The organism is Clostridium sp. DSM 17811, from assembly GCF_018861905.1.
In the GTDB taxonomy this organism is placed as follows: domain Bacteria; phylum Bacillota; class Clostridia; order Clostridiales; family Clostridiaceae; genus Clostridium_AD; species Clostridium_AD frigoriphilum.
Window position 1 is genome coordinate 73568 of record NZ_JAHLDU010000007.1, and the last position, 19390, is coordinate 92957.

Consider the following 19390-nt stretch of genomic DNA (forward strand, 5'->3'; position numbering starts at 1 on the left):
AAAGTAGGTATTAAAATCGATTAAAGGAATTAGAGTAGGGGAGACGGAATATAGTTAAGTATGAAGTAAAAAGTAAGTGATGAGGAGGGGAAATAAAATGAAATTATTAATTGAAAATTTAGAAAAAAATTATGGAGAGAAACAGGTGCTTAAAAAAGCATCCTTTACTTTTGAAAAAGGGAAAATATATGGACTATTAGGACGAAATGGAGTAGGAAAAACAACTCTTTTTAATTGCATTAGCGGGGAAACTAAATATGAAAGTGGTAGTGTTAGTATTATGTGCGAGGGACAAGCAGCAAAGGAGATAGATTATAGAAAGGTAGGATATGTTTTTTCAGATCCCGTTATACCAGAGTTTTTAACTGGATATGAGTTTTTAAAATTTTATATTGATATTAATAAGGACAAAATTGAAAATTTGCTTACAATAGATGAGTATTTCGATATTATAAAGATTAAGAATGAAGACAGATATCGGTTGATGAAGGGATACTCACATGGAATGAAAAATAAAATGCAGATGGTTTGTCTTTTAATAACTCAACCACCCGTAATTTTACTAGATGAACCTTTGACTTCTTTTGATGTAGTGGTGGCCCTGGAAATTAAGAATCTGTTAAAAAAAATGAAAAGTGAGCATATTATTATTTTTTCTACTCATATTCTTCAATTAGCTACAGATTTATGCGATGAAATATTGGTTCTAAATAATTGCATTTTAGAAGAAGTGGATAGTGAGATTCTAAAAAGTGCTGAATTTGAAGAGAAGATTATGAAGATTTTGAAGGAGGGGGGGAATGATTAGTACATTTATTAATAGTTTTAAGGTATCTTTTGCAGAGCAAGCTAATACTTTTATTTATTTTCTTAAAAGGATACCTCTTCTGGGAAAAAAAATTCCTGATAATTTATATGAAAAAACTCACGCTAAACTAATTATAGGGGTAATACGTGAAATTTTAGGAGTATTCGCAGGATTCATAGGGAAAGCCATATATTTAGGTATAATGATTATTTTGCCTTCCTATTTAATCACTAAAGATATAACAAAGATGCAACCTATTTTCATACATATACTTTTCTTTTTAAGTTTTGTTTTAGGACCAATTATAAAAAGTATAATTTTTGATGAAAACAATAAAGATGCCTTTAACATGATAACCTTAATGAAGGCTGATGCTAGAGAATACTATTTGTCAAAGATAGTATATAGAAATATAACAGATTTTATATACTTTGTAATTCCAGTAATCATTATAGGAATAATAATAGGATTTTCGCCACTAAAAGCTATAGTGCTAGTTGCGGAATTAACAGCTTTGAAATTAATTGGTGAAGGTTTACAGCTCCATATATATGATAAGAAAGAAGTTTTGATTAAAAAGAAAGCAATATTTATATCTGTAGTAGTGATTGGCGGGCTTTTTCTTGCTTATGCATTACCATGTTTTGGACATGCAATTAATTTTAATCCAATATTATTTAATGTTTATGTTGTAATTATTCTATTAGGACTAGGCGTAGTATCATTTATATACCTATGGAAATATATAAAATATACACTAATTGCAAAAGCTTTATTAACTAAGGATAAATTATATAATGTAGAAGCTATTAGAAAGGGCGCTACTTTTTCAACAGTAAAATTGGATGAAAAGAGAATGAGTAAGGAAGAATTAAATACAAAAAAATATGACGAAAAGAAAGGATATGAATATTTAAATTCATTATTTTTTCTTCGTTTTAGAAGAATAATGGTTAAGCCTATAAAGCAAAGAGTTGTATTAATATGTGTTATATTTTTAATTGGAATGTATTTGGTATTTTTTATGCCAAATAAAAGGACAATGTTAGTGACTGAAATTAAAAAAAGTATTCCAATATTAATATTTATTATGTATACCATGTCAACGGGGGAAAGAATTTGTAAGGCCATGTTTTATAATTGTGATGTTAGTTTATTAAGATATGGTTATTACCGAGAGGGTAGTGTGATTTTATCTAATTTTACGTCTAGGCTTAAGCGGGTAGTTATTCTTAATCTGATACCTGCTTTAACTTTATGTGCTGCTATAGTTTGTATTATAGTGGCCAGTGGATACAGTTACGAGCTTATTAGCATGATGCCATTATTTTTGTGCATACTCTGTTTAGCTTGCTTTTTTTCCATACATCATTTGTTTATGTATTACGTGTTACAGCCTTATACAGCAGAGTTAACGGTAAAAAGTCCGTTATTTAAATTCGTAAATATGGTTATGTATCTTGCTTGTTATGCATGTCTTCAAATTCATACTCCTCCATATTATTTTACTGCAGGGATTATTATAACAACTCTTGTATATATGGGGGTTGCATTGGTTTTAACCTATAGAGTGGCTCCAAGAACTTTTAAGTTAAAATAGAGATCCCTATTTCTTCTTCACACTAGTTTAAGATATAGGTTATCGCAAAAAATATTGAAATGGTGTTGCACCATTTAAAACTAGTAAGGAGCTATCTCATAATAAAACTTTGAGATAGCTCCTTTATGAGTATTTTCTTGATTATTTTCCACTGGCACCATAATTTGACAACATTCTGGCACTAGGATCATTTACGTTACAGCCTTCCCATTCTTTGTTTGGCATCCAAAAGTCTACTATCATTTCTGATTGTAATGGATAATATTTTTCAAACAATTCTCTGTATAACAATGATTCTTTTGTGAATGGTTTAGAATTGTATTTATACTTGTTAGATAGTTTTTCAAATTCTTCATCAGTATAGCAATCCTTGGCATATTCTTTTAAATAGTCTACCATAGAATGCCCTACAGCATCGCTAAATGCTGCTTTTTCACGATATAAAATATTATCTGGTAGATAATCACCTTCAAACGAATGCCTTAAAAGGTATTTACCCATGTTGTATTTGTTTAATTTCTTTTCAGGGTCTATGGACATAACATATTTTACAAAATCTAAATCGCCAAATGGTACCCTTGCTTCTATAGAATTTGAGCTGATACAACGGTCTGCACGAAGTACATCGTACATATGAAGCTCTCTTATTCTCTTTTGTGATTCCTTTTGAAATTCCTCTGCATTTGGAGCAAAATCAGTATATTTATATCCAAATAACTCATCAGAAATTTCACCGGTTAAAAGTACTCTGACATCAGAAATCTCGTGTATTTTCTTGCAAATCAAATACATTCCCATACTTGCTCTTATCGTGGTAATATCGTAGGTTCCAAGAAGTTTAATAACCTGCTCAAGTGATCCAAGCACTTCTTCTTTTGTCATATATATAGTTGTGTGATCACTATGAATGTAATCTGCAACTTCCTGAGCATATTTAAGGTCAATTGCATCTTCAGTCATACCTATGGCAAAGGTTTTAATTGGTTTTCCAGGATACATTTTTTGAGCAATTGAACATACAAGGGAGCTGTCCAGGCCTCCACTTAACAAGAAACCTACTGGAGCATCAGCATCCATACGTTTTTCTATAGCAGTTACAAATTTATCATGAATTTTGCTGCAGATAACTTCTATGTCATCATTGCAATAAGCACCCTTAGTTTCTGCGATATCGCAGTAGCATGTAAATTTACCATCAGCATAATAATGGCCTGGTGGAAATGACATGATTTTGTACGTAAGACCAATTAAATTTTTCGCTTCACTTGCAAATATGATTTTACCTGATTCGGAATAACCATAAAAGAGAGGACGGATTCCAATTGGGTCTCTTGCTGCAATGAAAGTGTCCTTTTTTCCATCGTATATTACAGTTGCGAATTCTGCATCTAATTTTGAAAACATATCTAGCCCATATTCATAGTACATTGGAAGTAATATTTCACAATCACTATTAGAAATAAACTTATGTCCTTTTTCTATTAGGTCTTTCTTAATTTCACGGAAACCGAAAATTTCACCGTTACAGATGGATGCATCTGTATTTCTTGTGTATGGTTGCATTCCGCTGAAACTTAAATCCATAATAGAAAGTCTTTGAAACCCTAAAATACCAGACGGTAAAGTAAGAATCTCTGTCATATCTGGTCCTCTAGATTCGGTTCTTTGCAGAGCCTCTGCAAATTTATCATGTTTCATATCTGTTCCTGTATAACACATAATTGTACACATATTAATATCCTCCTTTTAGTCGGAACAGGTGGTAATTAAACCCGCTCGATCCGCTCACAAATTACCCGTTAAAGTCCATTTAGGACTTTAACCTCCTTAATTTTAGATACAAAAAAAAGCCCTCATCCTATAAAAAATAGGACGAAAGACTTATACTTCCGCGGTACCACCTAAATTAGCTTAAAAAGCTCACTTTAATCAGTACGGAATTAATATAAATTCGATACTGTCCAAGATGTAACGGTTTGGCTCCGTCCAATACTACTCTTAATAAATTTCGTTTGGAAGCTCCGGGATGTTCTTCACCATTTGATTAGTATCAGTCTCTCACCACCACTGATTCGCTTTGACTATTTCATAATAACTACTCTTCCCATCAAGGCTTTTATATTGATTATATGAATTTTGTTTTTGAATTCCTTTCATTTTACTTCGTATTTTATAATTCGTCAATAGTTTTATGAATTATTTTTTAAAATAAAATTCATTTTTTTGAAATATTATCTTATCCTTTTAAAGATCCACTAAGCATACCTTGTATAAAATTCTTCTGAAAAAAGAGAAATAATACAAGTACTGGAACTAATGCCATAACAGCTCCAACCATAATAGCACCATAATCTACTATATTTCCACCAGCCCGCATTAATGCTAAAACTAGCGGGATAGTAAAAGAATCTTTAGTATTTAGAACAATCAATGGCCATAAATAATTACCCCATTGTTGAACAAATGATAAAATAGCTAAAGAAGTAAATGCTGGTTTCATAGTTGGTACGACAATCTGAAAAAACATCCTGAAATCATTAGCTCCGTCGATTCTTGCGGATTCCATAAGTTCATCCGGGAACGCCATAAGGTTCTGACGCATTAAGAATACTCCGAAGATACTAGCAAGTGCCGGCAAAATAACTGCTGATGGACTGCTAATTAAATTCATTGCTGAAAGTTGCATGAAAAGGGGGACTAATGTAACTTGCTGTGGTATGAACATGGAGCATACACAAATAAAGAAAAGAACGTCCCTTCCTTTAAATTTATATTTAGAAAATGCAAAGGCAGCCATTGAATCAATTATACAGACTAAAATCGTATATACTGTGGCAATAAAAATACTGTTAAACAAATTTCTCCAAATATTAGAGAATGCCATAAGGTTGATGTAATTTTTAATAGAGTTCGTTCCTATAACAAATGATTTAGAACTCTGGAAAATTTGCGTGTTTGTATGAGATGATGCAATGATAGTCCATACAAACGGAAAGAAACATACTATAGCAACAATTGTTAATATAACATAAACAAGTCCAGACCCTTTTACGCTTTTAGATTTTTTTATTTCAGCCATAACTTAATCTCCTTTCGTCACTTTCATCTGAATAAAGGTTAAAATAGCAATCATAACCGCAAGAATATATGCCCCAGCAGATGAAACCCCATAGTTAAATGAAACAAATCCCGTATTGTATAAATATTGAACAATTGTTAAAGTTCCATCAACAGGCCCGCCTCTAGTAATTAAGTTTGTCTCTGTGAATAACTGAAGTACCCCGTTTACTGATAAAACTACTGAAAACAGTAACACTGGTTTTACCCCTGGTAATGTTATCGAAAAAAACTGTTTTATTTTAGTAGCTCCATCGATAGAGGCTGCCTCATATAAATCAGCAGCTATATTTTGTAGACCACTTAAGATGATAATGGCGTTATAACCTGTCCATCTCCAGGTTAATGCAGTAATAATTACAATCTTTGATAACCATGCTACATTCATCCATTCAACGGATGATCCACCTAACATACTAATTAAACTATTAATTAAACCATCTTTACTATTGCTAAAGAAGAGTAAAAATACAATAGAATAACTTACTGTATCTATAAGTACAGGCATAAATACAAACATTCTAAAAAATCCTTTGAATTTCAAGTTCCTGCTATTTAAAAAATTTGCTATTACAAGTGCAAGCATAGTTTGAATCGGAACTTGAATAATCAAAATTGTAAATGTATTTTTAATTGCCTTTAGAAAAGTAGGATCCGTTAAAACAAATTTAAAGTTAGATAATCCAACAGGAACGAATTCTCCACCTCTGTATTTTGTAAAACTAATTGCAAGTGAATAAATGATTGGATATACCATAAAAGTTAAAAATATAATTAGAAATGGCGCTAAGAACATCCATGGTATTATCTTTCTTTTGGTGTTTTCTTTCAAAATGATCACCTTCCTTTCTTATTATGGAAGTTTTAAAAATAAAAGCTTCGTACCTATGTATGGTACAAAGCTTTCATTACATATGAATGAAAGTTTTATGGTTTAATAAAGTTATTTAGCATCTATTGTATTCTGGGCAGCTTTTGTTGCTGCATCTAAAGCAGTTTTAGGATCCATTTTGTTAGCTAATATATTACCAGCAGCAGTTTTTAAACCAGCTGAAACATCTGTAAAGTAAGGACCCCAAGTAGTTGCTTTAGCACCAGTTAATTTCGAGAAAATAGTACCAACTTCCACGCCGCCATAATATTCATTTTTAGATTTGAAAAATTCTGTTTCATATGCAGGTTTGTATGAAGGGAACTCACCAAATTTCATGTTTACATCGTTACCTTCGTTAGTTTTCATTGCATATGATAAAAACTCTTTTGCCAAAGGTAAATTTACAGTTTTAGCAGAAACAGCTAGTATAGAACCTCCAGCATTAGCATAAGAGTTTCCTCCTTCTTCAAAAGCAGGCATTTTAATAATACCCCATTTACCAGAAGTAGTTGCACATGAATTTTTCATTGTTCCCATGAACCAACCTGGATACGCGAATGCTACTAATTTATTATCATTAATTGCTTTAATCCTATCATCCCATGCATTTGGAATATCCATAGCAACTTTTGCATCAGCCATTTTATTAATTAAATTTGAGGCTTTAATCATTTGCTCAGATGCTAAGTTTACTTTACCATCCTTATCATAATATTGTCCTCCTAATTGATTTAGATAAATCATAAATTCATCTTGACAAGTAGAACCGTTAAAATTGTATGCTTCTAAATAATAATTACCTTTTGTTTTTATTTTTTTGCCTGCCTCAATATATTTATCCCAAGTTGTTAATGTGGAAACATCAATTCCGGCAGCTTTAAATACATCAGTTCTATAGTACAGGGCAACTGGTCCGATATCCCATGGAATTGAATAGTATTTACCGTCCTTTGCTTTACATGTCTCTAATGCAAAATCTACCCAATTTGCAGAATCCGGGTTAACAATATCACTTATATCAGCAAATGACTTTAACCCATAATTGTTATAAAATGCAGGTATATCACGATTTTGAGTTTGAAAAATATCAGGTACACCACTACCCGAAGCAAGTGTAGGTTTAAGTTTTGAATAATCACTATCTGCATAATCAATAATAACCTTGCCGCTACCTTCATGTGTTAGATTGAAAGCTTTTGCAATCGTTGTTAAATTATCTGCTGCATTGTTCCATGATGCAATGTGTATGTCTTTCCCTGTACTTTTGGTGCTTTCCTTCGTTGCAGTAGCAACTGTGGATTTACTATCTTTTTTACCACATGCAGATAGACTAGTAAGCATAATTCCGGTTATTAGAAGACAAAATATTTTTTTCATTCTCATTGTTTACATCCCTCTTTCTTTTTTAAATTTTAAGTGATTTAAAATAGTAGGACTTTGTAACTTTAAGATATTTATTAATACTGATATGCAATGTTGTGAGAACGATTTCATATTGCCGTGTTCCATAATAGAAATAAATTATTAATATTATATACCACACTAATAGTATATTAATAGACTACCTTAATATGTTAAATCGTATAATTATATTTTTCACTCAGGCTTATACATCTTATTTAAAGTGATTTAAATTATTTTCTCTAACTAAATTAGATGCTCATAAAAAAGTTGTAAAAAAGTGTTGACCCTAACACAGTGTCATAGTGTAATATAAAAATAGAGCTTAAGTATATTGACAAAAACTCATGGCCGGCAGAGTGTCTGGCAGTATTGATAGCTTTAAAATCAAAGTTGGAGGTGCAGCAATGAAAACAATAAAACAAGTTTCGGATTTGACAGGAATAAGTGTGCGCATGCTACATTACTACGATAAAATAGGATTGCTAAAACCAAGTAATTTCACAGACTCAGGTTACAGACTTTATGACGATGAAGCTTTTGAAACCTTGCAACAAATTTTATTCTTTAAGGAACTTGATATACCTTTGAAAGAAGTTAAAGAAATCATGGCTAGTGCCCACTTTGATAAAATGCAAGCACTAAAAAGTCATGAAAAGTTGCTTATTTTAAAGCGCAACAGATTAAATGGTTTAATAGATCTTGTAAATAAAACATTAAAAGGAGAAAATACAATGAGTTTTAAAGAATTTGATATGAGTGAATATTATAATGCACTAGAAGGGTTTAAAACTGAACACAAAGACATTATAATTAAATCTTATGGCAGTATGGATAAATATGATGAATTAATTGAAACATGTAAATCTAAAGAAACTGAAATTGCTAAAATGGCTGTAAAGGAATATGGAAGTATAAAAAAATATGTGGAATCTATGAAGAAAATTTTTAATAGTGATGCAATGACTAAAGCAGAACAAATTGATGATTTTAAAAAAGAGTGTATTTATGATAGACATCCTAAATTAAAAGAGCTATATAAAAAACTTACAGCTGACTTAAGTAAAGATCCTTCTTCAGATGAAATTCAAGATATTGCGGGTGAAATAACGGGTATAGCTAAAAGAGATTATGAAGTTTTTAAAAATGAGCTTGGAGATTATTATTGGAACATTATGGTGAAACTTTTGTTGGAATTTCCTAAGGGCTTAGAAAAAAACTATGATGGAAGTGGCATGTCGTGGATAGAATCAATGGATAAAAAATATGGAGAGGGTTCGTCTAAATTTATGGGAAAAGCTTTAAAAATTTATTTGGGAGATTATGAGCCTAAAATAGAAACACTATATAAAAAACTTGGATCGGACTTAAGTAAAGACACTACTTCAAAAGAGATTCAACAAATTGTTTCTCAAATAGCAAATGAGAACCGAAAAATAAATGAAACTTTAAAAGTAGATGAGGGAGAAAATCATTGGGGTTATACAGCAGAACTTTATTTGTCAAATCCTATGTATATCAAAGTAATGGACAAGAAATATGGCAGTGGTTCATCTAAATTTATGGGAGAAGCTTTAAAATTTTATGCTGAAAATAATAAGTAACGGATAAAAGTATTGTTTATTCTCAATTAGATACTAATATATGAAGTTAAGTATTTATTATATATATTAAATTTGAATGAGGGTATAGAACATGAAAAATGACGTGAATTTTGGTTTCACGTCATTTTATTTTTCTCTTAATCATTCTGGGTACTGGAAAGAATAAAATAGTAGAAATCAATCTCTTATGTAAAGCTATTCTACTGTAATTGATTTAATTTTTTGCTCATTTGTAGCTTAAAACAAGTTACAATTAACTCGTAACAGGTAAGTATTAAAATAAATCCTGCGACAAATATAAATATATTGGTAGAAAATGGTATATAATCATTCGTTTGTTTTGATATACTTACATGTATAGATTTCGATATATACATGGCTACTGGATATGTCAGTAAATAAAACATAATGATTAATCCTTTGTAAACATCTATAATCATCTTGAAAATTTCTTTACCAGAATAACCTAATTTACGCATTATCAATATGTCCTTTTCACTATCCTGAAAACCAGCTTGTATTGCAAGGTAGAACAAGACAAGGCCGGAGATAACCGCGATTACCTGATTTATAATGGCACTTGATTGATTTGAAGAAGAACCTACTTTTATAACTGTCTTTTCTTCATCAAGGGTTATTATCTTAGTATAATTATTACTTGCTTTTATTGTATCTGTAGAATAGAAAACTCCATTATGTACCATTTTTGACACACCCAACATTCCTGCAAGCTTTTCTTTGCTTGTGTATACCATAAAAGTACCACCATTGCTACATACATCTGTTATTGTTTCATTATTTGACAATCCATTTAGCTTTAAATTAATCTGATCTCCCTTTTTTAAATTGTATAAAATACTTACGCCTTTTGATATAATAAAACTATCTTTAACTATTGTTATTTCCTTGCTTTCATTACGCAATTTCATATATTTACTGTTTCTTTGAAGTCCAATAATGTCGAAATTATTTTTCTCATCCTTCATTAAAAGTTCTGCTGATACTTGAATAAAGTCTTCGTAATCATCCCTGTCATTCGTGTATACCTCGCTAATCGCTTTTGCTTTATAGCTAACACCTTCAAACTGATTATCCATTGCATATCCACTTGATCTGTAGAGTGATATACTTGTTACAAATAACGTACTTACTATTGCTACAGCTCCAAAGCTCATTATGATATTTGATTTTTTTCTAAATAGTATTCTATAAGAAACTTTATTCTTTTCAGGAACCAATCTGCATAATACATTACAGAAAGATGTATATAAACCCATCTTGTTTTTTATAACTTTACTTTTCATTAATAATGATGCATCTTCTTTATAAAAAAGGTATACATATATTAAAATCACAATGATATTGATTACCGGCAATGAAAATATACCCAATGCATAGGTACTTATATTACATCCCTTTGTAAATCCATCAAAACAATAAGTTTCTACAAAGCGATTAACTAGGACCGACGATAAAAAGTAGCCGGTAACTGTTCCTAAGATGTTTCCGATAAATATATATGGAAGTGTACAGCCAAGCAATACTTTAACAATTTTACCTGTAGTAAATCCTAATGCTTTATACAATCCAAATTTTTTTCTATATAACTGGATAAACTTTTTATATAACATGGAATATACATATACAGTTACAACTAAAAATGATAGCAAAAATGTAAATGCTAATGATCTATTTGAGTTAAGCCCCATAGTTGGAAGTGAATCTCCATCAATTTTGGAAGATTCTTCAAAGTATTTAAAACTCTTATTATTATTTATATTACTTTTTATAGCTCGAGCATCCACATTTTTATTATATTTACCACAGAAATATTCCGTTAAGTTTCCAGATATCAGATTAAATGTATTGCCACCAGCAATTACAAAGGAAGCATTATCAAATGTTTGTTCCAGTTCACCGTATGGCACAAATGCTACATAATCTGGTAAATAAATATAACCTGTAATTGTATAGGTGGTGTTATTTATTTTGATAGTGTCTCCAATATTCACTCCATTTTTTTTTGCATATCCAGGAAGAACTGCTATTTCATTATCCTTTTTCGGAAGTCTTCCTTCTAAGAGATTAGTTTTATTAACATCTGTTAGATTGTTAATAAAATAATATGTTTTGTAACTGGTCACAATCTTTTTTATTGATCTTTTAGCAAACATAAAACTATATTTATTTCCTAACTTTTTTGCTAGCTGGGTTTCGAATTCAGAAACATCTATATTTTTATTTTTTATAATGGTTTCAATTCCATATTTTTTTATGTCTTCGTCTGATATATTATATTTCCGGATAATGTCCTGCCGCAATTGTCTATCATAAAATACATCCACTTTGAATCGGAAATCTTCTTGATTATATGCTTGAATATAATCATTTACATTTGTTACATTCTTATCGACTGAATATCTAATAAATAAAAACATTGATGTCGTAAACAGAGCCATTAAAACTATCACCAGTACATAACTCTTATTTTTCATGAAATCTTTTTTAATCTGTTTACTAATATATTCCATATATATTTACCTCGTATGAGATATTAGTTTCTACCATTTCATATCCTGCGCATCTATTCTGTTATTGTTAAAATAATCGCTACTGATTGTACTATTCTTCATTGTTATGATTCTTTCTGATGTCTTTGCAATTTCTTGATTATGAGTTATAAATATTACTGTAGTTTTATACTTTTTCTGTATTTCACATAGTAAAGAAACTACTTTTTTACTGTTTTTCTCGTCAAGTGCTCCTGTTGCTTCATCACAAAATATTAATTCAGGCTTTTTAATCATAGCTCTTGCAATGGATACTCTCTGCTGCTCTCCTCCTGATAGTTGACTCGGAAACTTATCCTGAAATTCAATAATTCCTAAATCTTTCATAAGATCATCTAGATACTTTCTTTGTGATTTATCATCCATGCCTAATAATATATTTTCTTTTACAGTTAAATCATCAAGCAAATTATATTCCTGAAATATATGGCTTACATTATGTCTTCTGTAAAAAGCCAGTTTTTCATTATTATACTTTGTAATATCTATCCCTTTAAAAATAACTTCACCATCTGTAGGCGTTAGTAAGCCTGATATGATATTTAATAATGTTGATTTACCAGATCCACTTGGCCCTACTATTGTAGTAAATGTTCCACGTACAAAATTAACTGATACATTTTTTAATACTGTTTCCGTTTTGTCGTACATCTTTAATAAATTTTTGACTTGTAAAATATATTCCATTGATATCCTCCTACCTATAAATATCCATTTACCACAGTGGTAACAGTTATCTCCAATTAAAGATTATTATAGTATAATTAGTATAAAATGTACACAAAAAAACATAGCAATAATAGATGGTTATAGAAATTTGTGAAGAAAGATTAAATTTACTAAAATATAATCACTATTGACTTTAATATAATTAAGGTTATACTTAATATTATTGAATATATTATGAAAGGAGAGTTTAAATGGATATCGATAAAATACCTGAATGGATACTTGCTTTGGAGCAAGAGGATGCTACTTTTTTTAAAAATTTTATTTTACTGTCAGGTTCATTAAAAGAAATTGCCAAACTTTATGGAGTTTCTTATCCAACAGTTAGGTTAAGATTGGATAAGCTTATTCAAAAAATAGAACTCTACCAAAAAAAAGAGGAACAACCATTTCAATCATTTATTAAAGGTTTAGCTGTTGACTCAAAAATAGATTTACAAACTGCTAAACTTATTATTGAAAAATACAAAGAATCACAAGGAGGAAAATAGTATGTCACAATTTGTTGTCACAATTATTGTTATAGTAGGTATAGTTTTACTTATGGCTGCTCAATCTGTATTGAGCAAGTTGGAAAGTTGGGCTTGGGGTAGCATCATACCAATAATTATTATCTTATTTGCTGTTTTTGTTTTCTCTTTTGCAGGACTTAATTTCGGGTTCAGAAGTTTCTTAAGTTTAGCACTTCCTTTTCTTTGGAGTTTAGAAGAATGGGATAAGGGACGCAAAAAACTGAAAGAGCAAAAAGAAAGAGAAATAGAAATTATGAAAGCGAAGGATTTAGAGTAATTTCTATTAGTATGATATTTAGTATACATTTTTCTTCTATTTCGTTGCAAGCAAGCCCATATTTAATTGGGCTTGTCAAAATAATGTCTATTATGTATGGAACATTCATTGATAAGCCAATTGATAATGCCGAAAAGGAGGTTGCATGGGTCGGCATTATAAATAATTTATTTATTGTAAGTTATTTTTGTCTTTTTAGCTACTTTCTTCGAAATGGAATATATGATATTCCCCAAAACATGTTTGTATAATGGAAGGGGTATTTCCGTCGCATAGGCAACATCAACTAGTCCAGTCTTTTTCCAATACTCATTGTCATAAAATTCACCCTCAGTTCCAGAATGGCTCATCCCACGAAAAATATTATAAACTAACAAACTCACAAATGTTGGAGAATATAATTTTCCACAAGATACATCCATATAGAATTTTTCAGCAACTATTTTGACCTTTTTAACTACTTTTGGGGAAGGATTATATCCTCCGTAGCTATTGGATATAACTGGAAGTTCATATCCATGATTAAATCCCCAACACATAAAAGTTTCTCGTAAGTATTTTGTGCATTTTTTAGCACCACTCCCACCTGCAGTTGAAATTGCTAACATTTTATTTTTGAAAAATTTTGGTCTATGAGTGTTAAAAGCTAAATGATCTATAAAATTCTTCATCAATGCAGTCACATGATTGGCATAGCAAGGGCTCGCAATAATTGTGGCATCATTTTCTTCGATTTTGTCAATAAATTTTTGTACTTCCAAGTGATGAGGACAACTTTTATTTCCTCTAATTAAACATGAACTACATCCGATACAAAAGGGGAGATTTATTTCTGCCAAATGTATCTCGTCAAACACTATTTTATTATGTGAAATTTCTTGCATATGTTTTTTTATTATTTCCACAAGCGTCCATGTGTTTCCTTTATGTGCACTACCATTAACAATTAGTATCTTCAATTAGCATTACCTCCAATACATCCATTTACCCCAGGGGTACATCCATTCACCCCAGGGGTAACAGTTATATCCAATTAAAGATTATTATAGTATAATTAGTATGAAATGTACATTATATCTGAAGTATTAATTACAAATGCAACTGTTACTTGTAGCCAAGTAAGAACTGCAGCAGTCATGATATTTTGTAAAACCACTTAGGGAGGATATTATGTATAAAATATTAGTAATTGAAGATGAAGAGAAAATTAGGGATATAATAAAAAAATCCCTTGGCAAGTGGGGGTTTGAGGCTTATGCAGTTGATAACTTCAATAATGTATTTGAAGAATTCACTAGGATAAATCCGGGACTTGTTCTTATGGATGTAAATCTGCCTGCTTTTGATGGCTTTTATTGGTGTAATAAGATTAGAAGCATTTCTAAGGTGCCAGTCATATTTTTATCTTCTAGAAGTACAAATATGGATGTTATTATGGCCGTGAATATGGGCGCGGATGATTACATTACAAAACCTTTTTCAATGGATATACTTATGGCAAAAATAAATGCAATTTTACGTAGAACCTATTCTTATGGAGATACAAGTATGGATACCATTGATTATAAAGGAGTTGTGTTATCACTAAGAGATAACATGTTATATTTCAATGAAAAATCAATTGAACTAACTAAAAATGAATTTAAAATACTATACATATTAATGAAAAAACATGAAAACATAGTAAGCAGAGAGGCTATAATGCAAGAGCTTTGGCAGGATGAAAACTTCATCGATGACAATACACTAACAGTTAATATAAATAGACTCCGAAAAAAGCTAAAGGAAATTGGGCTTATAGATTTTATTAAGACTATTATAAATCAAGGATATGTTGTTAAATGAAGTTTACTAAATATTTAAAGGAAAACCTTAGGCTCTTAGTATTTTATTTTATTCTCATGGGCTTTATTTTATTAACTATATGTTTTGACAGACAAAACCGAGTACTTACTTCTAATGTTCTTTATATTATATTCGTTTCTTTTTTTATGTTAATAATTTATATAAGTATAGATTATTATGTACAATTTCAAAATATTAAAAAGCTTTTATTCGTAAAAGATTCAGAGGATAAAACTCCTATTTTACCTAGCCCGATGGATTATAGAGATGAAATATATGCTCAGATAATTCAGATGATTTATGAAGATTTCATGAGAATGGCAAGGGTCACGGAAACAGATTTCAAAGAAAATGCAGAGTTTATGACTGCTTGGGTTCATGAAATTAAAACGCCAATTACCACCTCAAAGTTACTACTTGAGAGTGAGGAGAAAGGCTGTGAATCATTAAAGGAAGAAATTGAAAAGATTGATGATTATGTTGAAAAGGTGCTTTGTTATTCTAGAAGTAATAGTTTTTCTGAGGATTATATTCTTTCAGAAGTAAGTATCAACAAATTAATTAAAGAAAGCATTAAAAAACATTCAATTATATTTATAAAAAAACACATTAAATTAATAAATAAAGTCCCTGAAACACTTATTATAGATACTGACAAAAAGTGGTTGCTTTTCATAATTGATCAGCTCCTATCAAACTCATTAAAATATACCAGTAATGGTGGAAGTATAATATTTAAACATATTGAAGCCGAAAAAGAAGCTTTATTAATAGTAGAAGATACTGGAATAGGCATTAAAAGAGAAGATATAAATAGATTGTTTAAAAAGTCCTTTACAGGTTTTAATGGAAGAAACGAAAACTTGAAAGCTAGTGGAATGGGTTTGTACCTTTCACAAAAGATTGCTAAAAAACTTGGTCATTATATTAGTCTAGAATCAGAATATGGTAAAGGAACCAAAGTAATTATTCATTTTTTGAAATGGGATAATTATTATGATGTTACAAAAATGTAAGTTGAAAGAGCAAAATGTAAGCCGAAGCAATGGCGGTATATTTTGCTTTTTTGTATACTAAGAGTGTAAAACATATTCAAAATAATTAATGTTACGGGGGTCTTTATAATGACAGAAGTATTAAAAATAGAAAATTTAAGAAAAGTTTATGGATCAAAATTTGGAGGTGTAAAATATACAGCACTTGATAATATAAATTTGAAAGTAGAAAATGGTGAATTTGTAGCAATAATGGGACCATCTGGTTCAGGAAAAACAACTTTTTTAAATGTAATATCAACTATTGATAAACCAACTTCAGGAAGTGTTTTAATAAGTGGTGATGACATAACCAAGCTAAAGGAGCCAAATTTGTCTAAGTTTAGAAGGGAAAAACTAGGGTTTATTTTCCAAGACTTTAATTTACTTGATACTATGACGCTAAAGGAAAATATTGTGCTTCCCTTGGCTTTATCGAAAACTCCTTATAAGACTATAAAGGCAAAGCTACAAGAAATAAGTATTAAGCTTGGCATTAATGATATATTAAACAAATATCCTTATGAGGTATCAGGCGGACAAAAGCAAAGAGCAGCTGCTGCAAGGGCAATGATTACGCAGCCTTCTATGGTACTTGCTGATGAACCTACAGGTGCTTTAGATTCCAAAGCTTCCAAAGAATTACTAGGCTGCCTCGAAAATTTAAATGATAAAAATAAAGCTACAATTATTATGGTTACTCATGATGCCTTTGCAGCATCTTATTGCACGCGAATTATATTTATTAAAGATGGTAAACTATTTAATGAAATTTATAAAGGTGACAAATCAAGAAAGGATTTTTATCAAAATGTATTAAAGATTCTTTCAGTCATAGGAGGTGGTGCAGATGACCTTAATTAGTATGGCTGTAAACAATATAAAGAAAAACTTTAAAAATTATTGGGCATTTTTTATAAGTTCCACCTTTAGTGTTTTTGCATTATATCTATTTATGTCTATTATAAATAATAAAGATGTAAAACTCCAACTAGGTGATATGAAAAGCCTTATGGTTTTATTTATCATAGCTGCATATATGATTGCAGCTTTTTCAGCGTTTTTTATATGGTATTCTAATTCTTTCATTATAAAGTCAAGAAAAAAAGAGTTCGCAACTTATATGTTACTAGGCATGTCTAAAAAACAGACTGTAATACTAAACTTTATAGAAAATCTTATAACTATAGCTTTTGCCTTTTGCTCTGGAATTGCTTTAGGATTGATTTTTAATAAATTTTTTATAATGCTATTATATGTAATGATAAGAGCTACAGGTGATGTGACTTTTCAGATTAGTTTAGAAGCTTTAAAATTTTGCTCTATATTATTTGGAGCTATGTTTATAATAATTACTATTCACAGTTCTATTCTTATATACAGGGATAACCTTATAGATCTTTTCAATTCATCCCAAAAAGCTGAGAAAGGATTAAAAGTATCTTTTTTAACTTTTATAATAGGCATCATTTCTATGGTTTCCTTGGGTTATGGATATTATATGGCTATTAGAAAGCTCTCTATTAATATTCTTATAGCCCCTATAGTAGTATTGTTAGTTGTTATAGGTACTATATTATTTTTTACAAGCTTTATTTCTTTAATTATTTATATTAATAAAAAGAATGAGAAAGGTCTCTTTAAAGGAACAAAACTCATATATATTTCACAGCTTTATTATAGATATAAAGGTAATGTAGGTACACTAAGTGTGATAGCAGTTACAACTACGATAGCTCTTTGTGCCATGATTTTCTGTTTTGGACTTTTTAATAAAGTAGAAGTGAACTCAAGAAACATGAGACCATTTTCTGTAGAATATACAAATGGTAATAATACAGATACGATTTTTAACGATACTATTAAAGAGCATAAAGAGATTTCGATTGTGTATAAGGATACTATGGAGTTTCTTCGCGTAAAAGCTAAAAATCCCTTGTCTGGTACTAATGATACATTTTTAGTTCTTAATGAAAGTAAATTTAATGAAGTTAATAGTCATGAAAAATCAGATGTAAAAGTAAATTTAAAAAACGATACAGATTGCTATTTTTTTCAAATAGCCGCATTTACTCCTGATAAAAGCGTGATTGGTAAAGATGTTAAATTAAAGAGCACAAATAAAGACTATAATCTAAAAATAGCAGGTACTGGTATGAAATACTTTATGGCACTTGATGACTCCAAACCAACGCTCATTGTAAGGGATGGTGTTTATTCTCAGATTAAGGGTACAATTTCTAAAGATAATGGCTATAAAGTAACGGGATATATTCTTAATAATGATTTCATTTCACAAAATTTTATAAAGGATTTAAAAAGTGAAATACCACCAGAAAATAAGCTTTTAACATTTTATGATCATTTTACGGATGGTCTAAAATTAACAGGGATGATGAGCTTCATTGGATTATTCATTGGAGTACTATTTATTACAGCTACAGGAAGCATTATATATTTTAAAATGTCTATGGAAGCTTCTGAGGATAGAAATAAATTCATAATTCTTAGAAAAATAGGGGTTAGCACACCTGAAATAACAAAGGCTGTTTCAAAGGAACTTATGATTTTATTTGGAGCACCATTGGTTGTGGCATCTATAAATACTTTTGTTGCTTCAATTCCACTTGGCAAAATGATGGGATTTGATATTACTAAAGAACTTATTATTATGATTTTGGTTTATGCTCTGCTTTATAGTATATATTATTTAATAACATTAAAATCCTATATTAAAACTGTAAGCAGCTAGAAGGTAACTTAAATTTTAATATTAGGAATCAAAGTTGGAAATGCACTGAATAATTTAATGTTATAATATTGTTTAACGAGACCTACAAAATGCAAAATTAAAAAGCATATATCATTCCTAATGGTGGAGTGATATATGCTTTTTTAATTTTAGGAGAAGGAACTATATTAAATTGCATTAAAAAGTAAAAATCAATAAAATAGAATTTCAGTGTATAATAAGACTATAATTGCAGGATTACAAATATTAAAAACATAGATTAACCTT

16 protein-coding genes and 1 other annotated feature are annotated in these 19390 nt (G+C 30.0%); of the genes, 9 read left to right on the forward strand and 7 right to left on the reverse strand.

Annotated features, from left to right (window positions below; genetic code table 11):
* The first annotated feature begins 97 nt into the window (after positions 1-97).
* Together KPL44_RS10815 and KPL44_RS10820 are read left to right on the forward strand one after the other, a co-directional pair.
* Entirely contained in the window at positions 98-808 is a 711-nt protein-coding gene (locus KPL44_RS10815; RefSeq protein WP_216249755.1) for an ABC transporter ATP-binding protein, read from the forward strand.
* The gene (locus KPL44_RS10820) at positions 801-2408 is read left to right on the forward strand and encodes a hypothetical protein (RefSeq protein ID WP_216249758.1); all 1608 of its coding nucleotides are present in this window, start codon (positions 801-803) and stop codon (positions 2406-2408) included. Before KPL44_RS10815 ends, KPL44_RS10820 begins: the two co-directional genes overlap by 8 nt.
* Positions 2409-2549: 141 nt before the next feature.
* Here KPL44_RS10820 and asnB read toward each other — a convergent pair whose 3' ends face one another.
* The 4 genes from asnB to KPL44_RS10840 all read right to left on the reverse strand — a co-directional run bounded on the left by asnB (position 2550) and on the right by KPL44_RS10840 (position 7782).
* Positions 2550-4139, reverse strand: a complete 1590-nt coding sequence (gene asnB, locus KPL44_RS10825; RefSeq protein WP_216249761.1) for an asparagine synthase B — start codon at positions 4137-4139, stop codon at positions 2550-2552.
* Between the two features lie 134 nt (positions 4140-4273).
* Positions 4274-4528: a binding site (T-box leader), on the reverse strand.
* Positions 4529-4644: 116 nt separating this feature from the next.
* Positions 4645-5487 carry a carbohydrate ABC transporter permease gene (locus KPL44_RS10830; protein ID WP_216249764.1) on the reverse strand — a complete coding sequence of 281 codons (843 nt, stop codon included), beginning with the start codon at positions 5485-5487 and terminating at the stop codon, positions 4645-4647.
* 3 nt (positions 5488-5490) lie between these two features.
* Complete coding sequence (locus KPL44_RS10835) at positions 5491-6357, reverse strand: carbohydrate ABC transporter permease (RefSeq protein ID WP_253201724.1); 867 nt, start codon at positions 6355-6357, stop codon at positions 5491-5493.
* Between the two features lie 111 nt (positions 6358-6468).
* Positions 6469-7782: an ABC transporter substrate-binding protein gene (locus tag KPL44_RS10840; RefSeq protein WP_216249768.1), complete on the reverse strand. Its 1314-nt coding sequence runs from the start codon at positions 7780-7782 to the stop codon at positions 6469-6471.
* Positions 7783-8207: 425 nt separating this feature from the next.
* On the opposite strand from KPL44_RS10840, the gene KPL44_RS10845 reads away from it, so the two are divergent.
* A complete protein-coding gene (locus tag KPL44_RS10845; protein ID WP_216249771.1) occupies positions 8208-9404 on the forward strand; it encodes a MerR family transcriptional regulator in 1197 nt (398 codons plus the stop codon).
* 200 nt (positions 9405-9604) lie between these two features.
* Here the strand turns inward: KPL44_RS10845 and KPL44_RS10850 are convergent, their stop codons facing one another.
* Both KPL44_RS10850 and KPL44_RS10855 read right to left on the reverse strand, forming a co-directional pair.
* Positions 9605-11935 carry an FtsX-like permease family protein gene (locus KPL44_RS10850; protein WP_216249773.1) on the reverse strand — a complete coding sequence of 777 codons (2331 nt, stop codon included), beginning with the start codon at positions 11933-11935 and terminating at the stop codon, positions 9605-9607.
* A gap of 30 nt (positions 11936-11965) precedes the next feature.
* Positions 11966-12661: an ABC transporter ATP-binding protein gene (locus KPL44_RS10855; RefSeq protein ID WP_216249776.1), complete on the reverse strand. Its 696-nt coding sequence runs from the start codon at positions 12659-12661 to the stop codon at positions 11966-11968.
* 233 nt (positions 12662-12894) lie between these two features.
* Between KPL44_RS10855 and KPL44_RS10860 the strand changes: the two genes are divergently transcribed.
* Both KPL44_RS10860 and KPL44_RS10865 read left to right on the forward strand, forming a co-directional pair.
* A complete protein-coding gene (locus tag KPL44_RS10860; RefSeq protein ID WP_216249781.1) occupies positions 12895-13194 on the forward strand; it encodes a DUF2089 family protein in 300 nt (99 codons plus the stop codon).
* Between the two features lies 1 nt (position 13195).
* Positions 13196-13492 (forward strand): hypothetical protein, encoded by a 297-nt coding sequence (locus tag KPL44_RS10865; RefSeq protein WP_216249783.1) that lies wholly within the window; start codon positions 13196-13198, stop codon positions 13490-13492.
* 167 nt (positions 13493-13659) lie between these two features.
* On the opposite strand, the gene KPL44_RS10870 is transcribed toward KPL44_RS10865, so the two are convergent.
* Positions 13660-14451 carry a flavodoxin family protein gene (locus KPL44_RS10870; protein ID WP_216249786.1) on the reverse strand — a complete coding sequence of 264 codons (792 nt, stop codon included), beginning with the start codon at positions 14449-14451 and terminating at the stop codon, positions 13660-13662.
* Positions 14452-14662: 211 nt separating this feature from the next.
* Between KPL44_RS10870 and KPL44_RS10875 the strand changes: the two genes are divergently transcribed.
* The 4 genes from KPL44_RS10875 (at position 14663) to KPL44_RS10890 (ending at position 19123) form a co-directional block, all read left to right on the forward strand.
* A complete protein-coding gene (locus tag KPL44_RS10875) occupies positions 14663-15337 on the forward strand; it encodes a response regulator transcription factor (protein ID WP_216249788.1) in 675 nt (224 codons plus the stop codon).
* 146 nt (positions 15338-15483) lie between these two features.
* Positions 15484-16353 (forward strand): sensor histidine kinase, encoded by an 870-nt coding sequence (locus KPL44_RS10880; protein ID WP_253201725.1) that lies wholly within the window; start codon positions 15484-15486, stop codon positions 16351-16353.
* A 108-nt stretch (positions 16354-16461) separates the two neighbouring features.
* Positions 16462-17235 (forward strand): ABC transporter ATP-binding protein, encoded by a 774-nt coding sequence (locus KPL44_RS10885; protein ID WP_216249793.1) that lies wholly within the window; start codon positions 16462-16464, stop codon positions 17233-17235.
* A complete protein-coding gene (locus KPL44_RS10890) occupies positions 17222-19123 on the forward strand; it encodes an FtsX-like permease family protein (RefSeq protein ID WP_216249796.1) in 1902 nt (633 codons plus the stop codon). Before KPL44_RS10885 ends, KPL44_RS10890 begins: the two co-directional genes overlap by 14 nt.
* Positions 19124-19390: the final 267 nt, after the last annotated feature.

Bases quoted from the DNA above. Each gene is read 5' to 3' on its own strand.
- KPL44_RS10820 (WP_216249758.1), top strand. From the start codon at position 801: ATGATTAGTACATTTATTAATAGTTTTAAGGTATCTTTTGCAGAGCAA.
- KPL44_RS10850 (WP_216249773.1), bottom strand. From the start codon at position 11,935: ATGGAATATATTAGTAAACAGATTAAAAAAGATTTCATGAAAAATAAG.
- KPL44_RS10845 (WP_216249771.1), top strand. From the start codon at position 8,208: ATGAAAACAATAAAACAAGTTTCGGATTTGACAGGAATAAGTGTGCGC.
- asnB (WP_216249761.1), bottom strand. From the start codon at position 4,139: ATGTGTACAATTATGTGTTATACAGGAACAGATATGAAACATGATAAA.
- KPL44_RS10875 (WP_216249788.1), top strand. From the start codon at position 14,663: ATGTATAAAATATTAGTAATTGAAGATGAAGAGAAAATTAGGGATATA.
- KPL44_RS10865 (WP_216249783.1), top strand. From the start codon at position 13,196: ATGTCACAATTTGTTGTCACAATTATTGTTATAGTAGGTATAGTTTTA.
- KPL44_RS10815 (WP_216249755.1), top strand. From the start codon at position 98: ATGAAATTATTAATTGAAAATTTAGAAAAAAATTATGGAGAGAAACAG.
- KPL44_RS10880 (WP_253201725.1), top strand. From the start codon at position 15,484: ATGTTAATAATTTATATAAGTATAGATTATTATGTACAATTTCAAAAT.
- KPL44_RS10830 (WP_216249764.1), bottom strand. From the start codon at position 5,487: ATGGCTGAAATAAAAAAATCTAAAAGCGTAAAAGGGTCTGGACTTGTT.
- KPL44_RS10840 (WP_216249768.1), bottom strand. From the start codon at position 7,782: ATGAGAATGAAAAAAATATTTTGTCTTCTAATAACCGGAATTATGCTT.
- KPL44_RS10860 (WP_216249781.1), top strand. From the start codon at position 12,895: ATGGATATCGATAAAATACCTGAATGGATACTTGCTTTGGAGCAAGAG.
- KPL44_RS10890 (WP_216249796.1), top strand. From the start codon at position 17,222: ATGACCTTAATTAGTATGGCTGTAAACAATATAAAGAAAAACTTTAAA.
- KPL44_RS10885 (WP_216249793.1), top strand. From the start codon at position 16,462: ATGACAGAAGTATTAAAAATAGAAAATTTAAGAAAAGTTTATGGATCA.
- KPL44_RS10855 (WP_216249776.1), bottom strand. From the start codon at position 12,661: ATGGAATATATTTTACAAGTCAAAAATTTATTAAAGATGTACGACAAA.